A 15,443-nucleotide genomic window follows, 5' to 3' on the forward strand; every position below is an offset into this window, starting at 1 on the left:
TCAGCGGGCGGCGGACGTCCCGCCGATGCGGTCCCGCCGGACGACGATGCCCAGCCGCTCGCGGTCGGCCGTGTCCGCCGTGACGCCCTCCGCGCGCAGCCGGTGCTTCTCGATCTTGTTCGTCGGGGTGTGCGGCAGCGCGCCGACCACCCGCACGTAGCGCGGCACCATGAAGTGCGCCATGCGCGGGACGAGGAAGCGCAGCAGCTCGGCGGGATCGACCGTCCGGCCGTCCACGGGGGCGACGACCGCGAGCACGTCGTCCTCGCCGTGCGGGCTCGGCACCGCGACCACCGCCGCCTCCCGGACCGCCGGATGCGCCAGCAGTTCGGCCTCCACCTCCGCCGAGGAGATGTTCTCGCCGCGCCGCCGGATCGTGTCGCCCATCCGGTCCACGAAGAAGTACTCGCCGTCCACCGTCCGGAAGGCGTCCCCGGTGTGGAACCAGCCGTTGCGCCAGGCCCGCGCCGTCGCCTCGGGCATCCCGAGGTACCCGGAGTTCATCGCCCAGGGCTGCGCGGTGCGCAGCACCAGCTCGCCGACCTCCCCGTCGGGGACGACCCGGTCGTGCTCGTCGACGACCCGGGCCTCCACGCCCGGCCGCAGCCGCCCGGACGTGCCCGGCACCTCCGGATCGGGCCCCGAGATGATCGGGATCGAGACCTCCGTCATGTTGAACATGGCGACCACCTCGACGCCGAAGCGCTCGGCGAACGCCGCGCTGTCCTCGATCAGCGGGATCATGAAGACGCGCCGCAGCGGGTGCGCTCGGTCCCGCGGGGACGGCGGCCGTTTGCCGAGGAACGTCGCCATCACGCCGAGCAGCGTGACGTGCGTGGTCCCCGTCGCGCGGACGGTCGGCCAGAACGACTCGGTGTCGAACGCGTCCACGAGGCTGATCCCGCCGCCGAACAGCAGCGCGGCGTAGGTGCCGATGGTGCCGCCCGCATGGAACAGCGGCAGGTTCACCATGTAGCGGTCGGACGCTCCGAACCCCGTGAACGCGGCGCGCGCGCACGCCGCGAGCTGGACGTACGAGCACAGCACGCCCTTCGACGGCCCGGTCGTCCCGGACGTCAGGATCACCGCGTACGGGTCCCACGGCCCGGGCGGCCCGTCCGTCCGGAACCCGGGGGCGGGCGCGGCCAGCGCGTCCGGCCCGAGCAGTTCCGGCCCCGGCGCCGCCTCCGGCGGGGCGTCGCCCGCTCCGAGCACCACCACGCGTTCCAGCGCGCCGGTGTCGATGCCGGCCAGCCGCCCCGCCAGGTCGGCGTGGACGACCGCCGCCCGGGCCCCCGACAGCCGGACGGCGTGTTCGAGCAGCCCGCCGCGGTAGGCGGTGTTGAGCGGGACGAGGGTGCAGCCGAGCAGGTTCGCGCCGAACCAGACGCGCAGCGCGTCCGGCCCGTTCGGCAGCCAGGAGACGACCGTGTCGCCCGGCCGCACGCCCAGGCCGTGCAGCCCGGCGGCGACCCGCTCGGCCTCGGCCAGGGTCGCGGCGTAGGTCCACCGCGTCCCGTCCTGGAAGACCGCGTACACCCGGTCGGGATGCTCGGCGGCACGGCGGACGAGGAGCTCCCCGACCGCGCAGTCCTCGGCCGCGGGCACCGCCGGGCCCCACCACTCATCGCTCATGTCGCTCCTCGTTCCGCTGCCCGCCGGACGCCGCCGCGCCCAGGTAGGCGACCCGCAGCGCCGGGTCCGCCGCCAGCCCGGCGGCGTCCCCGGACGCCTCCACCCCGCCGTGCCGCATGACCAGCCCCCGGTCGGCGAGCGCCAGCGCCTGGCCGACGCGCTGCTCGACCAGGATCACCGTCAGGCCCTGCTCGCGCAGCCGGTCCACCACCGCGAACACCCGTTTGACGATCACGGGCGCGAGGCCGATGGACGGCTCGTCCAGCAACAGCGCCCGGGGCTCGCGCATCAGCGCCTGGCCGATGGCGAGCATCTGCTGCTCCCCGCCGCTGAGCACCTCCGCGTAGGCGTCCATCCGCTCGCCCAGCACCGGGAACAGGTCGACGACCCGTTCCGTCCGCTCCCGCTCGACCCTGCGCCGGTTCGGGACGTTCCAGAGCCCGAGCCGCAGGTGCTCGGCGACCGTGAGCCCGGTGAACAGGCGCCTGCCCTCGGGGATGTGGACGAGGCCGTGCGCGACGATCCGCTCCGGGCTCCACCCGGTGATGTCGGTGCCGGCGAACCGCACCGACCCGGACGTGGGGCGCAGCAGCCCCGAGATGGTGCTGAGCAGGGTGGTCTTCCCGGCGCCGTTGCCGCCGACCACCGCGAAGACCTCGCCCGTCCGGACCGCGAGGTCCACCGAGCGGACCACCGGCACCGCCCCGTAGCCGGAGCTCAGCCCGGACACCGTGATCAGTTCCTCGCCCCGCGCCGTCATGCCGGTGCCCCCAAGTACAGTTCGACGACCCGCGCGTCGCCGAGGGCCTCCTGCGGCGCCCCCGACGTCACCCGCTCGCCCCGGTCCAGGACCGTCACGACGTCGGCGACGTTCGCGACGAGCTCGATGTGGTGCTCCACCAGGACGACGGTGGTGCCGGCGTCGCGGATCGCGCGGATCAGCCGCCCCAGCGCCTCCAGCTCCCGCGGGGTGAGCCCGGCGGCCGGCTCGTCCATCAGCAGCAGCCGCGGGCGCGCCATCAGGGCCCGCGCCACCTCCAGCAGCCGCTGCTCGCCGTGCGGCAGCGCGGCGGCCTCCTCGTCCGCCCGCCCGGCCAGGCCGTGGGCGGCCAGGAGGCGGTCGGCCTCCGCCGCCAGCGCGGCCCGCTCGCGCCGGGCCCGGGGCAGCCGCAGGACGGTCGCCGGCCCGCCCGCCCGCTCGCGCGTGTAGGCGCCGAGCAGGACGTTGTCGCGCAGGCTCGACGCTCCGAGCAGCCGCGGCGTCTGGAAGACGCGCGCGACGCCGCGCCGGGCGAGCCGCTCGGCGGTGGCCCGGCTGACGTCCTCGGCGCCGAGGACGACCCGGCCCGCGTCCTGCCGCAGCAGGCGGCTGATCACGTTGAGCAGGGTCGTCTTCCCCGACCCGTTCGGCCCGACGATCGCGTGCACCTTGCCGGGCTCGATGGTGAGGTCGACGCCGCGCAGGGCGTGCACGCCGCCGAAGGACTTGCGGACGCCGGACAGCTCGACGCCGAGCGGTGCGCCGCGCGGCGGCCCGACCTCGGCGTCGCCGGTCGGCTCGGCCGCGGCGGGCGGGCGCCCCTTCCGGTGGCGCGCGAGCAGCTTGTCCCAGGCCCCCGCGATGCCCTGCGGCGCGTACACCATGAGCACGAGCAGCGCCGCGCCGTAGATGAGGCCGCGCCACTCCGCCAGGCCGGTCAGCAGTTCCGGGAGCACGAAGAACAGCAGCGTGCCGATGACCGGGCCCGCCAGGCGCGCCGCGCCGCCGATGATGACGACCAGCAGGAACAGGATCGAGAAGTCGAGCGTGAAGTCGTCCGGCGTCACGAGCCCGTGGTGGACGGCCAGCAGCGCCCCGCCCAGCCCGGCGGTGGCGCCGCCGCAGGCGAACGCGAACAGCTTGGTCCGCGCGGGGCCGACGCCGACGCTCCGCGCCATCTCCGGCGCGTCCCGGACGGCCATCATGCCCCGGCCCAGCCGGGAGTCGACGATGTTGCGGACCATGATGAACAGTACGGCGTTCAGGGCGATGACCAGCCACAGGACGTCCCGCTCCCCCGGCTCCCACGACCCGATCGCGGGCCGCGGGACGCCGACGAGCCCGGACCAGCCCCCGGTCAGCCCCTCGAACTCGACGAGCAGGCTGCGCGCCGCCATCGCCGCGCCGAGCGTCACCAGCGCGATGTACCAGGACGACAGGCGGAACGCGGGAAGCGCCATCAGGGTCCCGGCGACGGTGGTGACCAGCACCGCCGCGGGCGCCGCCGCCCAGAACGTCCAGCCGTAGCCGGCCATGAGGACACCGGACGTGTAGGCGCCTACGGCGACCAGCGCGCCCTGGCCGAGCGAGACCTGGCCGGTGTAGCCGAACATGATGTTCAGGCCCGTCGCCACCATCACGTAGATCGCGGCCGTGGTGGCGAGGTAGGTGATCGTGGGGTCGCCGCTCGCCGGGGGCAGCACGACCGCCGCCGCGAGCAGGACGAGCCAGGGGGCGGCGCGCCGCACGGTGCCCGGCCGTCTCCGGATGGCCTCAGACATGGCGCTGCACCGCCAGACCCCGCAGGCCGTTCGGCCGGACGAGCAGGATGAGCAGCATCGCCGCGAACAGCACGACCGACTGGGAACCGGGCGAGGCGTAGGCGGCGCCGGCGGCCTCGACGGTGCCGAGCACCCATCCGGCCGCCAGCACGCCGCGGTTGTCGCCGATCCCGCCGACCGCCAGGGCGGCGAAACCCTTGATCAGTAGGCCGAGTCCCATCGTCACCGACGCCAGCAGCAGCGGTGCCGCCAGGACCCCGGTGAGCCCCGCCAGGGCGCCGCCGAGCAGGAAGGAGCGCCGGGTCAGCGCCCTCGGGTCGATGCCGCGCAGCCGGGCGCCGTCGCGGTCGGCGGCCACGGCGCGCAGCGCCGTGCCGAGCCGGGAGCGGTCCAGGAGGCCGAGCAGCAGCACCGCTGCGACGGCGACCGCCACCACCGCCACCTGGTAGCTGGAGAACCGGAACCCCGCCACGTGGACGACGTCCAGGGACAGCGGCCACGGCGGCGCGACGGTGCTCGGCTGGTCCGTCCAGAGCCGTCCGGCGGCCTCCGCGATCAGCAGCGAGAACGCCAGCGTGGTGATCACCCAGCCGGCGGCGTGGGACGACCGGCGCAGCACCGGGGTGACCGCCACCCGCTCCTCCGCCAGCGCCACGACCGCGACGACGGCCATCACGCAGACCACGGCGACGCCCCAGGGGAGCCCGCCGATCGGGGTGGCGGCCATGAGCATCGCGCCGATCATGATGAGCTCGCCCTGCGCGAAGTTCACCACGTTCGTCGGCCGGTGCAGCACGTTGAAGCCCATCGCGACGAGGCCGTACAGGCTGCCGAACACCAGTCCGGCGACCAGGATGTCGGCGAGCACCGCGATCACATCCCGTCCGCGCGGCGCCGCAGGACCCCGCCCAGGCTCTCCGGCTCCTTCGCCGACATGAGCGTCCCGATGGTGATGTCCTCGTCGGCGATGCCGGAGTGCTGCTTCGCGGTGAACGAGACCTTCGCCCGGATGCCCGCGTAGCCGCTCACCTTGTCGAGCGCCGCCTTGAGCTTCGCCGGGTCGGTGCTCCCGGTGTCCTCGACGACCTCGGCCATCAGCATCAGGTAGTCGTAGTAGGGGCTCGTCACCGCCGAGTAGCCGAGGCCGCCGGTGTCCGGGTGCGCGTTGATGCGCTCGACCAGTTCGCGCACCTCCGCGGACGGCTTCTCCCGGCCGCTGTAGGTGAGCCCGCGGTACGTGGTGCCGAAGAAGCCGTCGAGCAGCGGGCGCGGGAACTCTCCGAGCGCGTCGATGTAGTTGAGGTCGTGCGACACGATCACCGGCTGGAAGCCGCTCGCCGCCATCGCCCGCAGGATGAGGATCGTCGCCTGCGGCTGGCCCGTGAACAGCCCCAGGCCGTCCACGCCGGCGCGTTCCAGGTTGCGGACGAACGGCGTCATGTCGGAGGCGTCCACCTCGAACACCTCGACGGCGACCGGCTCGGTGGAGTAGTCGTTCCGCAGCGTCGCGACGACGGCGTCCCTGATCGAGGTGCCGAACTCCGAGTTCTCCACGATGATGCCGATCTTGCGCAGGCCGCGGACCTCGCGCAGGAAGCGCGCCGCCACCCTGGCCTGCTGCGCGGTGTTGTAGACGAGCTGGTAGTGGTACGGGAAGCGGTCGCCGTCGCCGAGCAGCTCCGCGCCGCCCCATGCCGACTGGATCACCTTCGCGCGGGCGAGCGCCGTCACCGACGCCAGCACCTGCGAGCTGCCGGTGGGGCCGACCACGAAGGCGGGCTCGTCCCGGATCAGCCGCTGCGCCACGGCGGGCTGGCCGGCCGGGCTCCCCTTGTCGTCGTGCTCGGTGACCCGCACGGCCTCCCCGAGCAGCCCGCCGGCCGCCTCGATGTCCTCCAGGGCGAGCCTCGCGCCGACGTAGATCGGCTTGTAGGCGGCGGCGAGCCGGCCGGTCTTCGGCTCCACCCAGCCGATCCGGGCGGCCTTCGTCCCGCCGCCTCCCGAGCCGCCGCACCCCGCCGTCCCCAGGCCGAGCACGCCGAGCGCGGCGGCGGACGCGGCGCCCGCCAGGAACCCGCGCCGGGGCATCCCGTCCGTCCGGTAAGTGACCAAGGCCGCCTCCTCCAGTTGATGTATGAACGTTTGTATACTTCGCTCCATTGCACGTCAAGAGACCCCTGGTAGTTCGTGAGAGCCCGCAATGCGCGGCCGAGCGACGGCCGAGCCCGGCCACCGCCCACCGCCGGCGACATCGAAGAGGGGGCGAGACCTGGTCCCGCGCCCCGGGGAGGTGTCGGTACGTGATCAGGATTCGTGTGGCGCGGGGGCCGACCAGGGTGTGAGGTCGAGTTCCGGATACCGCAGGGCCACGCCGGCCAGCGTCTGCGGCGTCCAGTAGGCATGTCCGGGCGGGGGGAAGCCGAAGGCTTGGAGTTGGCGAGGGGTGGCGCGGTGGACGAACTCGACCCATTCCGGCTCGAAGCTCCGCGCCGCCCACCCCGCACGTTGCCCCCAGGAGAGGCCGGACGGGCGGAAGCCCAGGTGCATGCTGTAGCGGGCCCCGCGGGGTGCCGTCAGTCGGGTCCCACGGTGGAAGGTGCCGGGTTCGAAGGCGATGACCGTTCCGGCGGGCCCTGCACCCGACACCTCGGCCTCGTACATCTCCGGGCTGCCGCTGTCATCGACGAACCGCCAAGTGCTCTGCCGTCCCGGCCGCAGGAACCAGTTCGGGACGGGGGGAATGTCCGCGGTATGCCTGCGCGAGAGCAGGTGCGGCGGCCCGAGCTCTTCGGGGACGTCGGTCAGGAAGACGAACATCTCCACCTGCAGGCAGCCCGGTGCCGTGCTGGGGACCAGCAGGGAGTGGTTGAGGTAGTCGCGGTGCATGTCCTGGTCGTAGTCGCAGGCACCGGTGTACTTCGCCCACGCCTCGGCCGTGTAGATACGGACGTCGCCGTCGTCCAGCAGTGCTCGGGCGAGCGCCAGAATGCGATAGTTCACCGCCAGCAGGCTGATCTCCGTGCTCGCGAACGGAAAGGTGTCGATGCCGGCGAACTCGTCACCGATGAAGCGTTCGCGGCGCGGGTCGGTACCGTCGTGAAAGCCCTCGGCGGAGGGAAACAGCAGGCCCAGCTCACCTGCCGCCGCCGCCAACTCCTCGGCGGGAACGAACCCTGGGAGGAGCACGAAACCATCGGTCCGCCAGTCCCGCGCCGCGCTTTCAAGGTCCATCCGCCCAGAATCAGCCGGACGCACAACCCCGGACAAAGCATTTTCACACCGGCCGGGCGGGTCACGCCCGGCTCGGCGATCTCAGCGCAGGTGTCGCGCGGAGCATGACCTGGTAAAACCCGGAACGTCCGCGACTCCGAGCTCGTCGCCGAGGCCATCGGCACGGTGCTGCCGGTCCGCGCGCGCCGCACCGACCGGGCCGCGGCGACCAAAGTCGTGACGGCTCTAGACCTTGGCTCGTATCACCCGGCGTCCCGAGGGCGGAACACTCTCCCCATGTGGGGATTTCTCGGGGTGATCATCATGATCCAGGGCTTCGGCTCGGCCATCGCCACGATGTTCAGTGACGACGCGAAATTCGGGTTTCTGCTGAGGTGGGCGCACGACTACCAGCCGTTCGCCGGCATCGTTACCGGCCTCCTCGGTATCGGAGTGCTCATCCTGGGCGAGCGCGGCAAAAGCTCGAACGGCGGCTGACGGCCGACGCCCTCCGCCGGCAGCGCGGGCTCGAAGATCTGCCGAACGGCAGATGCCCGGATGCCGCCGCATTCCCGAGGCTGGTCGCCATGAACGATCACAAGCGAATCGTGCGGACCGGGCTGGCCGCGGCCGTCGTGGTCCAGTTCGCCGCGGGGGCCCTGCCGCCGGGCGACGCCGCGGCGGTGGGCGGCCGGGCGCTGCTGCGCGCCGACACCGACCGCGACGGGCGGCTGTCGCCCGCCGACGACGCGGGGCGCGGCGCGTGGACCGCCCGTCGCGGCGCGATCATGCTGCCGAACCTGGACGACGACACCGCCCGCTGCCCCGCCGCGGGCGCGGACGGCGCGCGGCTGACCGACGCGGCGCTGGCGGCGTGCAACGACGCCGCGGACTCGGTGGTCAACGGCGCGGCCGACGCCGCCGACCTCGCACCGCTGGAGATCCCCGCGATGAAGGGGGCGTCCCGGTCCGCGCGGGCGGCGCTGCTGCCCGACGCCCCTGCACGGGACAAGGTGCGGATCTTCGTCGAGCGCGGCGGGCGGCTCACCGCGCTCGGCCCGGACGGCGCGATCGGCGCGGACGAACTGCGCCGCGGCGTACGGCTCGCGGTCGAGGCCCGCGACATCGCCCGCGATCCGGCCGTGTGGACAGGCTTCGCCGACCTCACCCTCACGGTGGCCGACGGCGGCGCGCCCCGGTCCGACCGGGTGCGGCTGCGTGTCGCGCCGGTGCTCTTCCAGCACGACCTGCTCCGCCTGGACCGCGCCGTCGTCGCGAGCCCGAAGGCCCCCGTGACGCTCGAGGGCGGGAGCGCGCCGGACGAGCCGGTCGAGGGCGCCCGGGCGTACCGGCGCGACCTGCGCCGCGGGCTGGACGCCGAAGGGCTGCGCGAACCGTTCATCGAGTCGCCGGCGGGCGGCGACCAGTGGATGGGCGACATGTTCAAGGCGGGCTACGCCTCCATGCCCGGACCGGGCGGCCGGGAGCACCGCATCGTCGTCAACCTCAGGTCCCCGGCCGTCACCCCGGACTTCCCGGCCCGCGACCGTCCGCTGCGCGACGCGTCCCGGCCGGTCTTCACGATGCTGCGCGGGCCGGGCGTCGCGGGCGTCCAGCAGTTCGACGCCGGGGCGGTGGACCGGCCCGACGACAACCTCTACTACGGGTCGGCGAGTTCGAGCGGCAACTTCGGGACGATCCCGCCGCACGGGAAGTACCCCACCGGGCGCATCGTGTACGGCGGCGAGGGCGAGTTCGCCCCGGACGCGACGTTCCTCCGGATGCTGGAGGCGCAGGGGTACCAGGACCCGATCGCCATCGACTCCGGCTGGCTCGGCGTCGGGCACATCGACGAGTTCCTCCACTTCGTCCCCAGGCGCGGCGGGAAGGGCTGGTCGATGGTCGTCGCCGACCCGCGCATGGGCATGGACCTGCTGAGGAAGGTCGCCGCGTCCGGGGGCGGCGGGCAGCGCCTGGTGCAGGGCGTCCCCGCGTCCGGCACCCGCTTCCCGGGCCTCACGGTCGCCCAGGCGGTCGGCAAGCCGGAACTGGTCGAGGGCACCCGGGTCGCGGCGGCGGGCGTGGACCGGGCGCTCGGCCGGCTTCGCGAGAGGGCCGGGATCACCGAGCAGGACGTGATCCGCGTCCCGGGCCTCTTCACCAGCCTGGACGGGGAGGTCCCCGGCGACTACCCGCGCAAGGGCCTGACCGTCGCCTACCTCCCGGGCGTCGCGAACGGCGTCAGCACCGGGACCGGCGGCTACCTGGCCCCGGCCCAGCACGGACCGCGGCTGGCGGGCCGGGACGTCTTCCAGCGGACCACCGAGGACGCCCTGCGCCGCGCCGGCGTCCGCGTCCACTGGATCGAGGACTGGTTCTACTCGCACCACGTCGGCACGGCGGGCGGCAACGTCCACTGCGTCACCAACGTCCAGCGGGACTTGAGCGGCACCACCCCTTGGTGGCGCCAAGCCTGACACCCGCCCGGAACGTCGTCTCGACCAGACACGCTGGTGGGGACGGGCGATGGGCGGCGTGCCGGACATGGTGCGGCCCCGGTATCTGTCACAGGCGTTCGGCAAACTCCCGCCGCATGATGATCACTGTCTCGGAGGCCGGCGCGTTGGCGCGCGAACGGCTTCCCGCCGATCTCGCGGACCGGTACCGCTCGCTGGTGGAACCGTCCGGCCAGATCCTTTCGGCCGCCGGGCCCGGAGACGAGCGGGTCGGCGTCCTGGGCGGCGAACCGCGGCTTCCCGAGGACCTCGGCTGGCCGGAGTGGGAAGGCCACGGTCCGCTGTCCTTCGTCGCCGCGCTCGACTGCGATCGGCTGTCGGCCGCCGAGACCGGGCTCCCCCTGCCAGCGGACGGCACCCTGCTGTTCTTCTACTTCGACGGTCAGGCCGACGATCACGAGAGCTGGGTCCATCCATCGGAACCCGGGTCTCGGCCCGGGTCCCGGGTCCTCTACGTCCCCGCAGGAACAGCCGTACGGCCACGCGCGGCACCGAGCCCGCTGGAGCCCTACAAGCAGGTGCCGCTGCGCTCCAGCCCCGCCGTCGCCCTGCCGGTGATCGAGACCTACGAGATGTACCAACCGCTTGGGATCGCCCCCGAGACGCTGGGCGACCCGGTGTACACCGAGTTCAACGACGCCGTCCGAGAGCTGTGCGCCGTCGGCAGACACCAGATAGGCGGCCCGCCCAACAGCCTCCAAGGCGAGGTCAAGTACGAGGTCACCGACTTTCCACCGGACTGGGACATCAACGACTTCACCCCGGACAACCCCCATCTGGACGACATCCTCGACGAGGTGTCGCGGTGGGAGCTTCTCGCTCAGTTCGCCGGCGACGGCGACGCCGGCATGATGTGGGGCGATGGGGGCGTCCTCTACTGGCTGACCACCGCCGACGACCTCGCCGCCCGGCGTTTCGACCGCGCCCGTTTCACCTGGCAGTGCCATTGAGATCGGCCGCTTCGGTGGACGGGGTCGATCACCGGGCCGCCGCGGCGGCGGTTCTCCCCCGCCGCCCGGTCAGTCCGGGACGATGACGGCCCTGCCGCGTCCCTCGTGCGCCCATGCCTCGCCGACGCGGCTGAGCGGGTAGGCGGTGTACGGCGCCTCGAAGGTCCCGTCGCCGAACCGGGCGATGATCTCGGGAAGTTCCGCGATCATCTGCGCCTTCGAGACCGAGCCCGCGCCGCTGCCGCTGATCCGGACGCGCCGGCTGCGCAGGAGCGCCGCGGGCAGGGCCGCCTCGGTCCCGGCGAGTGAACCGATCTGCACGTAGTCGACGGGCGCGCCGCCGTCGTCCGTTCCGGTCGTGCCCAGGGCGGCGAAGGCGGCCTCGGCGACGGGGCCCCACACGAAGTCGAGGACGAGCGTGGGCCGCGCCTCGGCGACGGCCGCGCCGAGGGCCGCCGCCCAGGTGTCGGGTGCGGTGGCCACGAGTTCGACGGTGTCGACGCCGAGGCCGCGCAGCGACTCCAGCGCCCCGGGGTCGCGTCCGGCCGCGACGACCCGCTCCGCGCCGAGGGCCATCGCCGCCCGGACCGCCAGGCCGCCCGACATGCCGGTCGCGCCGAGCACCAGCGTGGTGCCGATCCCGCCCGTCTCCTTGCGGCGGGCGGCCAGCGCCATCCAGCCCGACATGGCGGGGTTCATGCCGGCGGCGACCGCGAGCGGATCGGCCCCTGCGGGCAGCTCCACCTCGAACGGGGTGACCAGCAGTTCGGCCATCGTGCCCCAGGGCGACCGGGCGAACCCCGTGTAGACCAGCCGCCCGTCGCCGGTCCGGGCCACGGCGTCGACCCCCGGCACGAGCGGATACGCCTGCTCGCTGCCGTAGTGGCGGCCGGAGGCCAGCCCGCGGACGATGTGGTGCAGACCCGCGCCGACGAGACGCAGCGGCGGCCGGTCCTGCCCGGGCTCCGGGTCCGGGAAGTCGGTGCAGACGGGGGTCGCTCCCGGAGTGGTGACGACTGCAGCACGCATGGCACGCTCCTGAACTAAGTTCAATTGGGTCGCCGCCCACCGTGCCTGAACTTTGTTAAGGTGTCAATCGTGGCGAAGGGCATCACGCGGGAGCGGATCGTGGCGGCGGCCCTCGAGCTGCTCAAAGACCAGGGCATGGACGCCCTCACCGTCCGCGCGCTCGCCGCCCGGCTCGACGTGGGCGCCCCTGCGCTGTACTGGCACGTCCGCAACAAGCAGGAACTGCTCGACGAGATGAGCACGTTCGTCATGCGCCGCGTCACCGACGCCGTTGCGGCGATCCCTCCCAGCGGCAGCTGGCGCGACGACGTGGCCGCCTACGCGCGCGCTCTCCGCGCGGAGTACCTGCGCCACCGGGACGGCGCGCGCATCTTCAGCGGCACGCGCTTCTCCGACCCCGATGTGGTGAAGGCGAAGGAGTCCTGGCTCGCCCGCCTGACCGCGGCCGGTTTCACGCTCGCCGAGGCGGACGACGTGCTCGACCTGGTCATCGCGTTCGTGGTGGGGTTCGTCATCGAGGAACAGGAGCGGACCCAGACGGAACCCGGCCGGTACTCGCCCGCCGAGCGCGACGCTTGGCTGGGCGACGGCGCGGAGCTGGTCAAGGCCGCCGGACACCTCCGCGACGACGGCGACCCGCGGTTCGAACGGCAGCTCGGCATCGTCCTCGACGGTTTCGCCGCCCGCCTGCGCACCTGACGGCCCCGCGACCGCCGCGCCGCCTCCGGCCGACGTGCGACCTGGCCGGACGCCCATCGCCGGGCACGAATTCCGCCCTTACGAATTTCGTCGACATCGACACCCGAGCCGGGTGAGCGATGGCGCGGATAGCGCAGATACTGCGAGAAAGTTCACTATCGTCCGGTGATCGCCGACGCTATCTTGAAGTATGTCGCCGCGACCCTCGGGGTGACGTCGAGACGACGAACGATATCGAGCGAACCACGAGCCGGCTCTCCGCGGATGTTCGTGCGGAGGGCACAAGAGCATGAGCACATCGAATGGGGCATCATGGCGATCTTGGTGACTGGCGCGACCGGCAATGTCGGTCGCCACGTCGTGGACCTGCTGCTGCGGGCGGGAGTGGACGTCCGGGCGACGTCCCGCAATCCGGAGTCGCTCGACCTGCCGCCGCAAGTCGATGTGCGCAGGGCGGATCTCAACGACCCGAAAACGTTCGAGCAGGCGATGCAAGGAGTGGAGAAAGTCTTCCTGTACACCCAGCCGTCCGGCACCGAGGGGGTCATGGAGGTCGCGAAGGCCGCGGGCGTCAAGCACGCCGTGCTCCTGTCCTCGCTGGCCGCCGCCGGTCGCGATCCGGACCACTGGATCGCGCGGTGGCATCGGGCGGCGGAGGACTCGATCGAGCGGTCCGGCCTGTCGTGGACGTTCGTGCGGCCGGGCCCGTTCGCCGCGAACTCCTTGCAGTGGGCCGGGGCCATCAAGGCCGGTGAGCCGGTACGGCTCCTCTACGCGCACTCCTACCTGTCCTCCATCCACGAGCGGGACATAGCCGAGGTCGCCACCTGCGCTCTGCTGCAGGAGGGCCACGCCGGGGCGAAGTATCACATCACCGGTGGCGACAGCGTCACGCAGGCGGAGCAGATCGCCCTCATCGGTCGGGCGATCGGCCGCGACGTGACGTTCGAGGACCTCACGGGCGACGACGCGCGCGCCGAGTTCCACGCACGGATCGGGGCCCGCCTCGAAGAGCTGGTAGAGGAGGGGACGATCTCCCGGACGGACACGCCGGAGATCATCGAGACCAGGATCCGCTACTACGTGGAAGCCCTCGAAGGGCCCGAGGAGATCGACGGCACCGTCGAGCGAGTCCTGGGCAAGCCGGCGCGAACCTTCGCGGAGTGGGCGGCCGATCACAAGGCCGACTTCGCGGACTAAAAGCCAGGCTCCTGGTGGCCGTCGGGCCGGCGCCGCCCTACCAGGATGAGGGATGCTCAGCCCGACCGTCTCTTGGCTATCGTTTCCGAGTCGGAGCGCACGCCCGCTTCACACCGTTCGGGACACACGCTTTCGAGCACGATATTGAGGGGGTTCACGGCCTCACCGCCGAAGTCGGCGAAGACAGCCGACCTGTTCCATGAGAAGTATCAACTGAACCGTTCACGGCGCCCATCCCACCATCGCGAAAACTCCGCCATTTAATCGACACCGGAGCAATACGGCCACCCCCGCCGACCGGCTGCCGCGGCTATCGAGCCACTGCGTTCGGGCATTTTCAACTCCTCCCTGAGAGTCTTTTCTTTCCTGGCGAGTCTCTACGCCTCTCCCTTTACATGCATGTCACTGCATTCATTGATGGAAGGCACTCCCCATGACCGACACCGTCGTGTTCCCGCAGAACCGCACCTGCCCCTACCAGCCCGCGCCGGCCTACCTGCCGCTGGCCGAGCAGCGGCCCCTCGCCCAGGTCGCCCTCTACGACGGCCGGCGCGTCTGGGCGGTCACGAATCGCGATGTGGCCCGCCGGCTCCTGGGCGACCCCCGCATCTCCAGCGACCGCACCGATCCGGCGTGGCCCATGATGTTCCCGAGCATCGCCGCCGCGGTCGGCGACGTCCAGCAGAAGGTCATGAAGATCGTCACCGCGTTGGTGGGCGTGGACGGCCCGGTGCACAACGCCCGGCGCAAGATGATGATCCCCAGCTTCACGATGAAGCGGATCAACGCCCTGCGTCCGGAGATCCAGGAGATCGTCGACCGCCGGTTGGACCACATGCTCGAGAACGGCGCTCCCGCGGATCTGATCCCCGCGTTCGCGGCACCCGTGCCCGCGAAGGTGCTGTACCAGATGATGGGCATCCCGGACGACGACCACGCTCTGTTCGAGAAGCGGACGCACCAGCTCGCGGCCGGCCCGAACGCCAATGCGGCGTACGACGAGCTCATGGCCTACATGGACGGGCTGATCGCGCAGAAACGGCGGAACCCCGGTGACAGCGTCCTCGACGACCTCGTCGCGAAGCGCGGCGCCACGGACGACGTGGACGGCGAAGAGCTGGTCTCGACGCTGGTCCTGCAGGTGGCCGGCGGCCACGGCACCACCGGAAGCATGATCTCGCTCAGCACGTTCGCCCTGCTTCAGGCCCCCGAGCGCCTCGCCGAGCTGCGCTCCGACCCGTCGCTGATGCCCGCCGCGGTGGACGAGCTGCTGCGGCTCCTGTCCATCCCCGACGGCGTGTCGCGGCTGGCCACGGAGGACATCGAGGTCGAGGGCACCATCATCCGCAAGAACGACGGCGTGTTCTTCATAACCTCCCTCATCAACCGCGACGGGGACGTTTACGAGACGCCGGACTCCCTCGTCTGGAACCGCTCATCCACCCGGGACCACGTCTCGTTCGGGTTCGGCCCCCACCAGTGCCTCGGGCAGAACCTCGCGCGCGTCACGATGGAGATCGCTCTCGGCACCCTGATCCGGCGGCTCCCCGGCCTGCGCCTGGCGGTTCCGGCAGAGCAGATCCCGTTCAACCCCATAGCCGGCTTCCAGGTCTTGGACAAACTACCTGTGACCTGGTGAACCGGGCCGGCGGCGTGCCCACCG

At 72.5% G+C, this 15,443-nt stretch carries 13 protein-coding genes; 6 read left to right on the forward strand and 7 right to left on the reverse strand.

All coding sequences use genetic code 11. The annotated features are described in order from the left end of the window. The 6 genes from DMH08_RS00665 to DMH08_RS00690 all read right to left on the reverse strand — a co-directional run bounded on the left by DMH08_RS00665 (position 1) and on the right by DMH08_RS00690 (position 7,407). The gene (locus DMH08_RS00665) at positions 1-1,635 is read right to left on the reverse strand and encodes an AMP-binding protein (protein ID WP_125610876.1); all 1,635 of its coding nucleotides are present in this window, start codon (positions 1,633-1,635) and stop codon (positions 1-3) included. Then, positions 1,625-2,395, reverse strand: coding sequence for an ABC transporter ATP-binding protein (locus DMH08_RS00670; protein ID WP_034518858.1), 771 nt, complete (start codon positions 2,393-2,395; stop codon positions 1,625-1,627). Before DMH08_RS00670 ends, DMH08_RS00665 begins: the two co-directional genes overlap by 11 nt. Beyond that, positions 2,392-4,176: a branched-chain amino acid ABC transporter ATP-binding protein/permease gene (locus DMH08_RS00675; protein ID WP_125610878.1), complete on the reverse strand. Its 1,785-nt coding sequence runs from the start codon at positions 4,174-4,176 to the stop codon at positions 2,392-2,394. Before DMH08_RS00675 ends, DMH08_RS00670 begins: the two co-directional genes overlap by 4 nt. Next, positions 4,169-5,053, reverse strand: coding sequence for a branched-chain amino acid ABC transporter permease (locus DMH08_RS00680; protein ID WP_026403445.1), 885 nt, complete (start codon positions 5,051-5,053; stop codon positions 4,169-4,171). The genes DMH08_RS00675 and DMH08_RS00680 overlap by 8 nt, the downstream gene beginning before the upstream one ends. Next, positions 5,050-6,288, reverse strand: coding sequence for an ABC transporter substrate-binding protein (locus DMH08_RS00685; protein WP_158642225.1), 1,239 nt, complete (start codon positions 6,286-6,288; stop codon positions 5,050-5,052). Before DMH08_RS00685 ends, DMH08_RS00680 begins: the two co-directional genes overlap by 4 nt. 192 nt (positions 6,289-6,480) lie before the next feature. Further along, on the reverse strand, positions 6,481-7,407 hold the full coding sequence (locus tag DMH08_RS00690) for a phytanoyl-CoA dioxygenase family protein (RefSeq protein ID WP_125610882.1): 927 nt from the start codon (positions 7,405-7,407) through the stop codon (positions 6,481-6,483). A 294-nt stretch (positions 7,408-7,701) separates the two neighbouring features. Here DMH08_RS00690 and DMH08_RS00695 point away from each other — a divergent pair, with 294 nt between their 5' ends. The 3 genes from DMH08_RS00695 (at position 7,702) to DMH08_RS00705 (ending at position 10,852) form a co-directional block, all read left to right on the forward strand. Further along, complete coding sequence (locus DMH08_RS00695; protein ID WP_125610884.1) at positions 7,702-7,884, forward strand: hypothetical protein; 183 nt, start codon at positions 7,702-7,704, stop codon at positions 7,882-7,884. 89 nt (positions 7,885-7,973) lie between these two features. Beyond that, the gene (locus DMH08_RS00700; RefSeq protein ID WP_125610886.1) at positions 7,974-9,863 is read left to right on the forward strand and encodes a protein-arginine deiminase family protein; all 1,890 of its coding nucleotides are present in this window, start codon (positions 7,974-7,976) and stop codon (positions 9,861-9,863) included. A gap of 116 nt (positions 9,864-9,979) precedes the next feature. Then, the gene (locus DMH08_RS00705) at positions 9,980-10,852 is read left to right on the forward strand and encodes a YwqG family protein (RefSeq protein ID WP_125610888.1); all 873 of its coding nucleotides are present in this window, start codon (positions 9,980-9,982) and stop codon (positions 10,850-10,852) included. Positions 10,853-10,921: 69 nt separating this feature from the next. Here the strand turns inward: DMH08_RS00705 and DMH08_RS00710 are convergent, their stop codons facing one another. After that, positions 10,922-11,881, reverse strand: a complete 960-nt coding sequence (locus DMH08_RS00710) for a quinone oxidoreductase family protein (RefSeq protein ID WP_233617323.1) — start codon at positions 11,879-11,881, stop codon at positions 10,922-10,924. A gap of 69 nt (positions 11,882-11,950) precedes the next feature. On the opposite strand from DMH08_RS00710, the gene DMH08_RS00715 reads away from it, so the two are divergent. The 3 genes from DMH08_RS00715 to DMH08_RS00725 all read left to right on the forward strand — a co-directional run bounded on the left by DMH08_RS00715 (position 11,951) and on the right by DMH08_RS00725 (position 15,419). Then, entirely contained in the window at positions 11,951-12,580 is a 630-nt protein-coding gene (locus DMH08_RS00715; protein ID WP_158642226.1) for a TetR/AcrR family transcriptional regulator C-terminal domain-containing protein, read from the forward strand. A gap of 165 nt (positions 12,581-12,745) precedes the next feature. Further along, entirely contained in the window at positions 12,746-13,780 is a 1,035-nt protein-coding gene (locus DMH08_RS00720; protein WP_199747540.1) for an NAD(P)H-binding protein, read from the forward strand. Positions 13,781-14,213: 433 nt separating this feature from the next. Then, positions 14,214-15,419: a cytochrome P450 gene (locus tag DMH08_RS00725; protein WP_125610890.1), complete on the forward strand. Its 1,206-nt coding sequence runs from the start codon at positions 14,214-14,216 to the stop codon at positions 15,417-15,419. Positions 15,420-15,443: the final 24 nt, after the last annotated feature.

This window comes from Actinomadura sp. WAC 06369, assembly GCF_003947565.1.
Lineage (GTDB): Bacteria > Actinomycetota > Actinomycetes > Streptosporangiales > Streptosporangiaceae > Spirillospora > Spirillospora rifamycini.

Bases quoted from the DNA above. Each gene is read 5' to 3' on its own strand.
- DMH08_RS00710 (WP_233617323.1), bottom strand. From the start codon at position 11,881: ATGCGTGCTGCAGTCGTCACCACTCCGGGAGCGACCCCCGTCTGCACC.
- DMH08_RS00675 (WP_125610878.1), bottom strand. From the start codon at position 4,176: ATGTCTGAGGCCATCCGGAGACGGCCGGGCACCGTGCGGCGCGCCGCC.
- DMH08_RS00690 (WP_125610882.1), bottom strand. From the start codon at position 7,407: ATGGACCTTGAAAGCGCGGCGCGGGACTGGCGGACCGATGGTTTCGTG.
- DMH08_RS00700 (WP_125610886.1), top strand. From the start codon at position 7,974: ATGAACGATCACAAGCGAATCGTGCGGACCGGGCTGGCCGCGGCCGTC.
- DMH08_RS00665 (WP_125610876.1), bottom strand. From the start codon at position 1,635: ATGAGCGATGAGTGGTGGGGCCCGGCGGTGCCCGCGGCCGAGGACTGC.
- DMH08_RS00670 (WP_034518858.1), bottom strand. From the start codon at position 2,395: ATGACGGCGCGGGGCGAGGAACTGATCACGGTGTCCGGGCTGAGCTCC.
- DMH08_RS00705 (WP_125610888.1), top strand. From the start codon at position 9,980: ATGATGATCACTGTCTCGGAGGCCGGCGCGTTGGCGCGCGAACGGCTT.
- DMH08_RS00725 (WP_125610890.1), top strand. From the start codon at position 14,214: ATGACCGACACCGTCGTGTTCCCGCAGAACCGCACCTGCCCCTACCAG.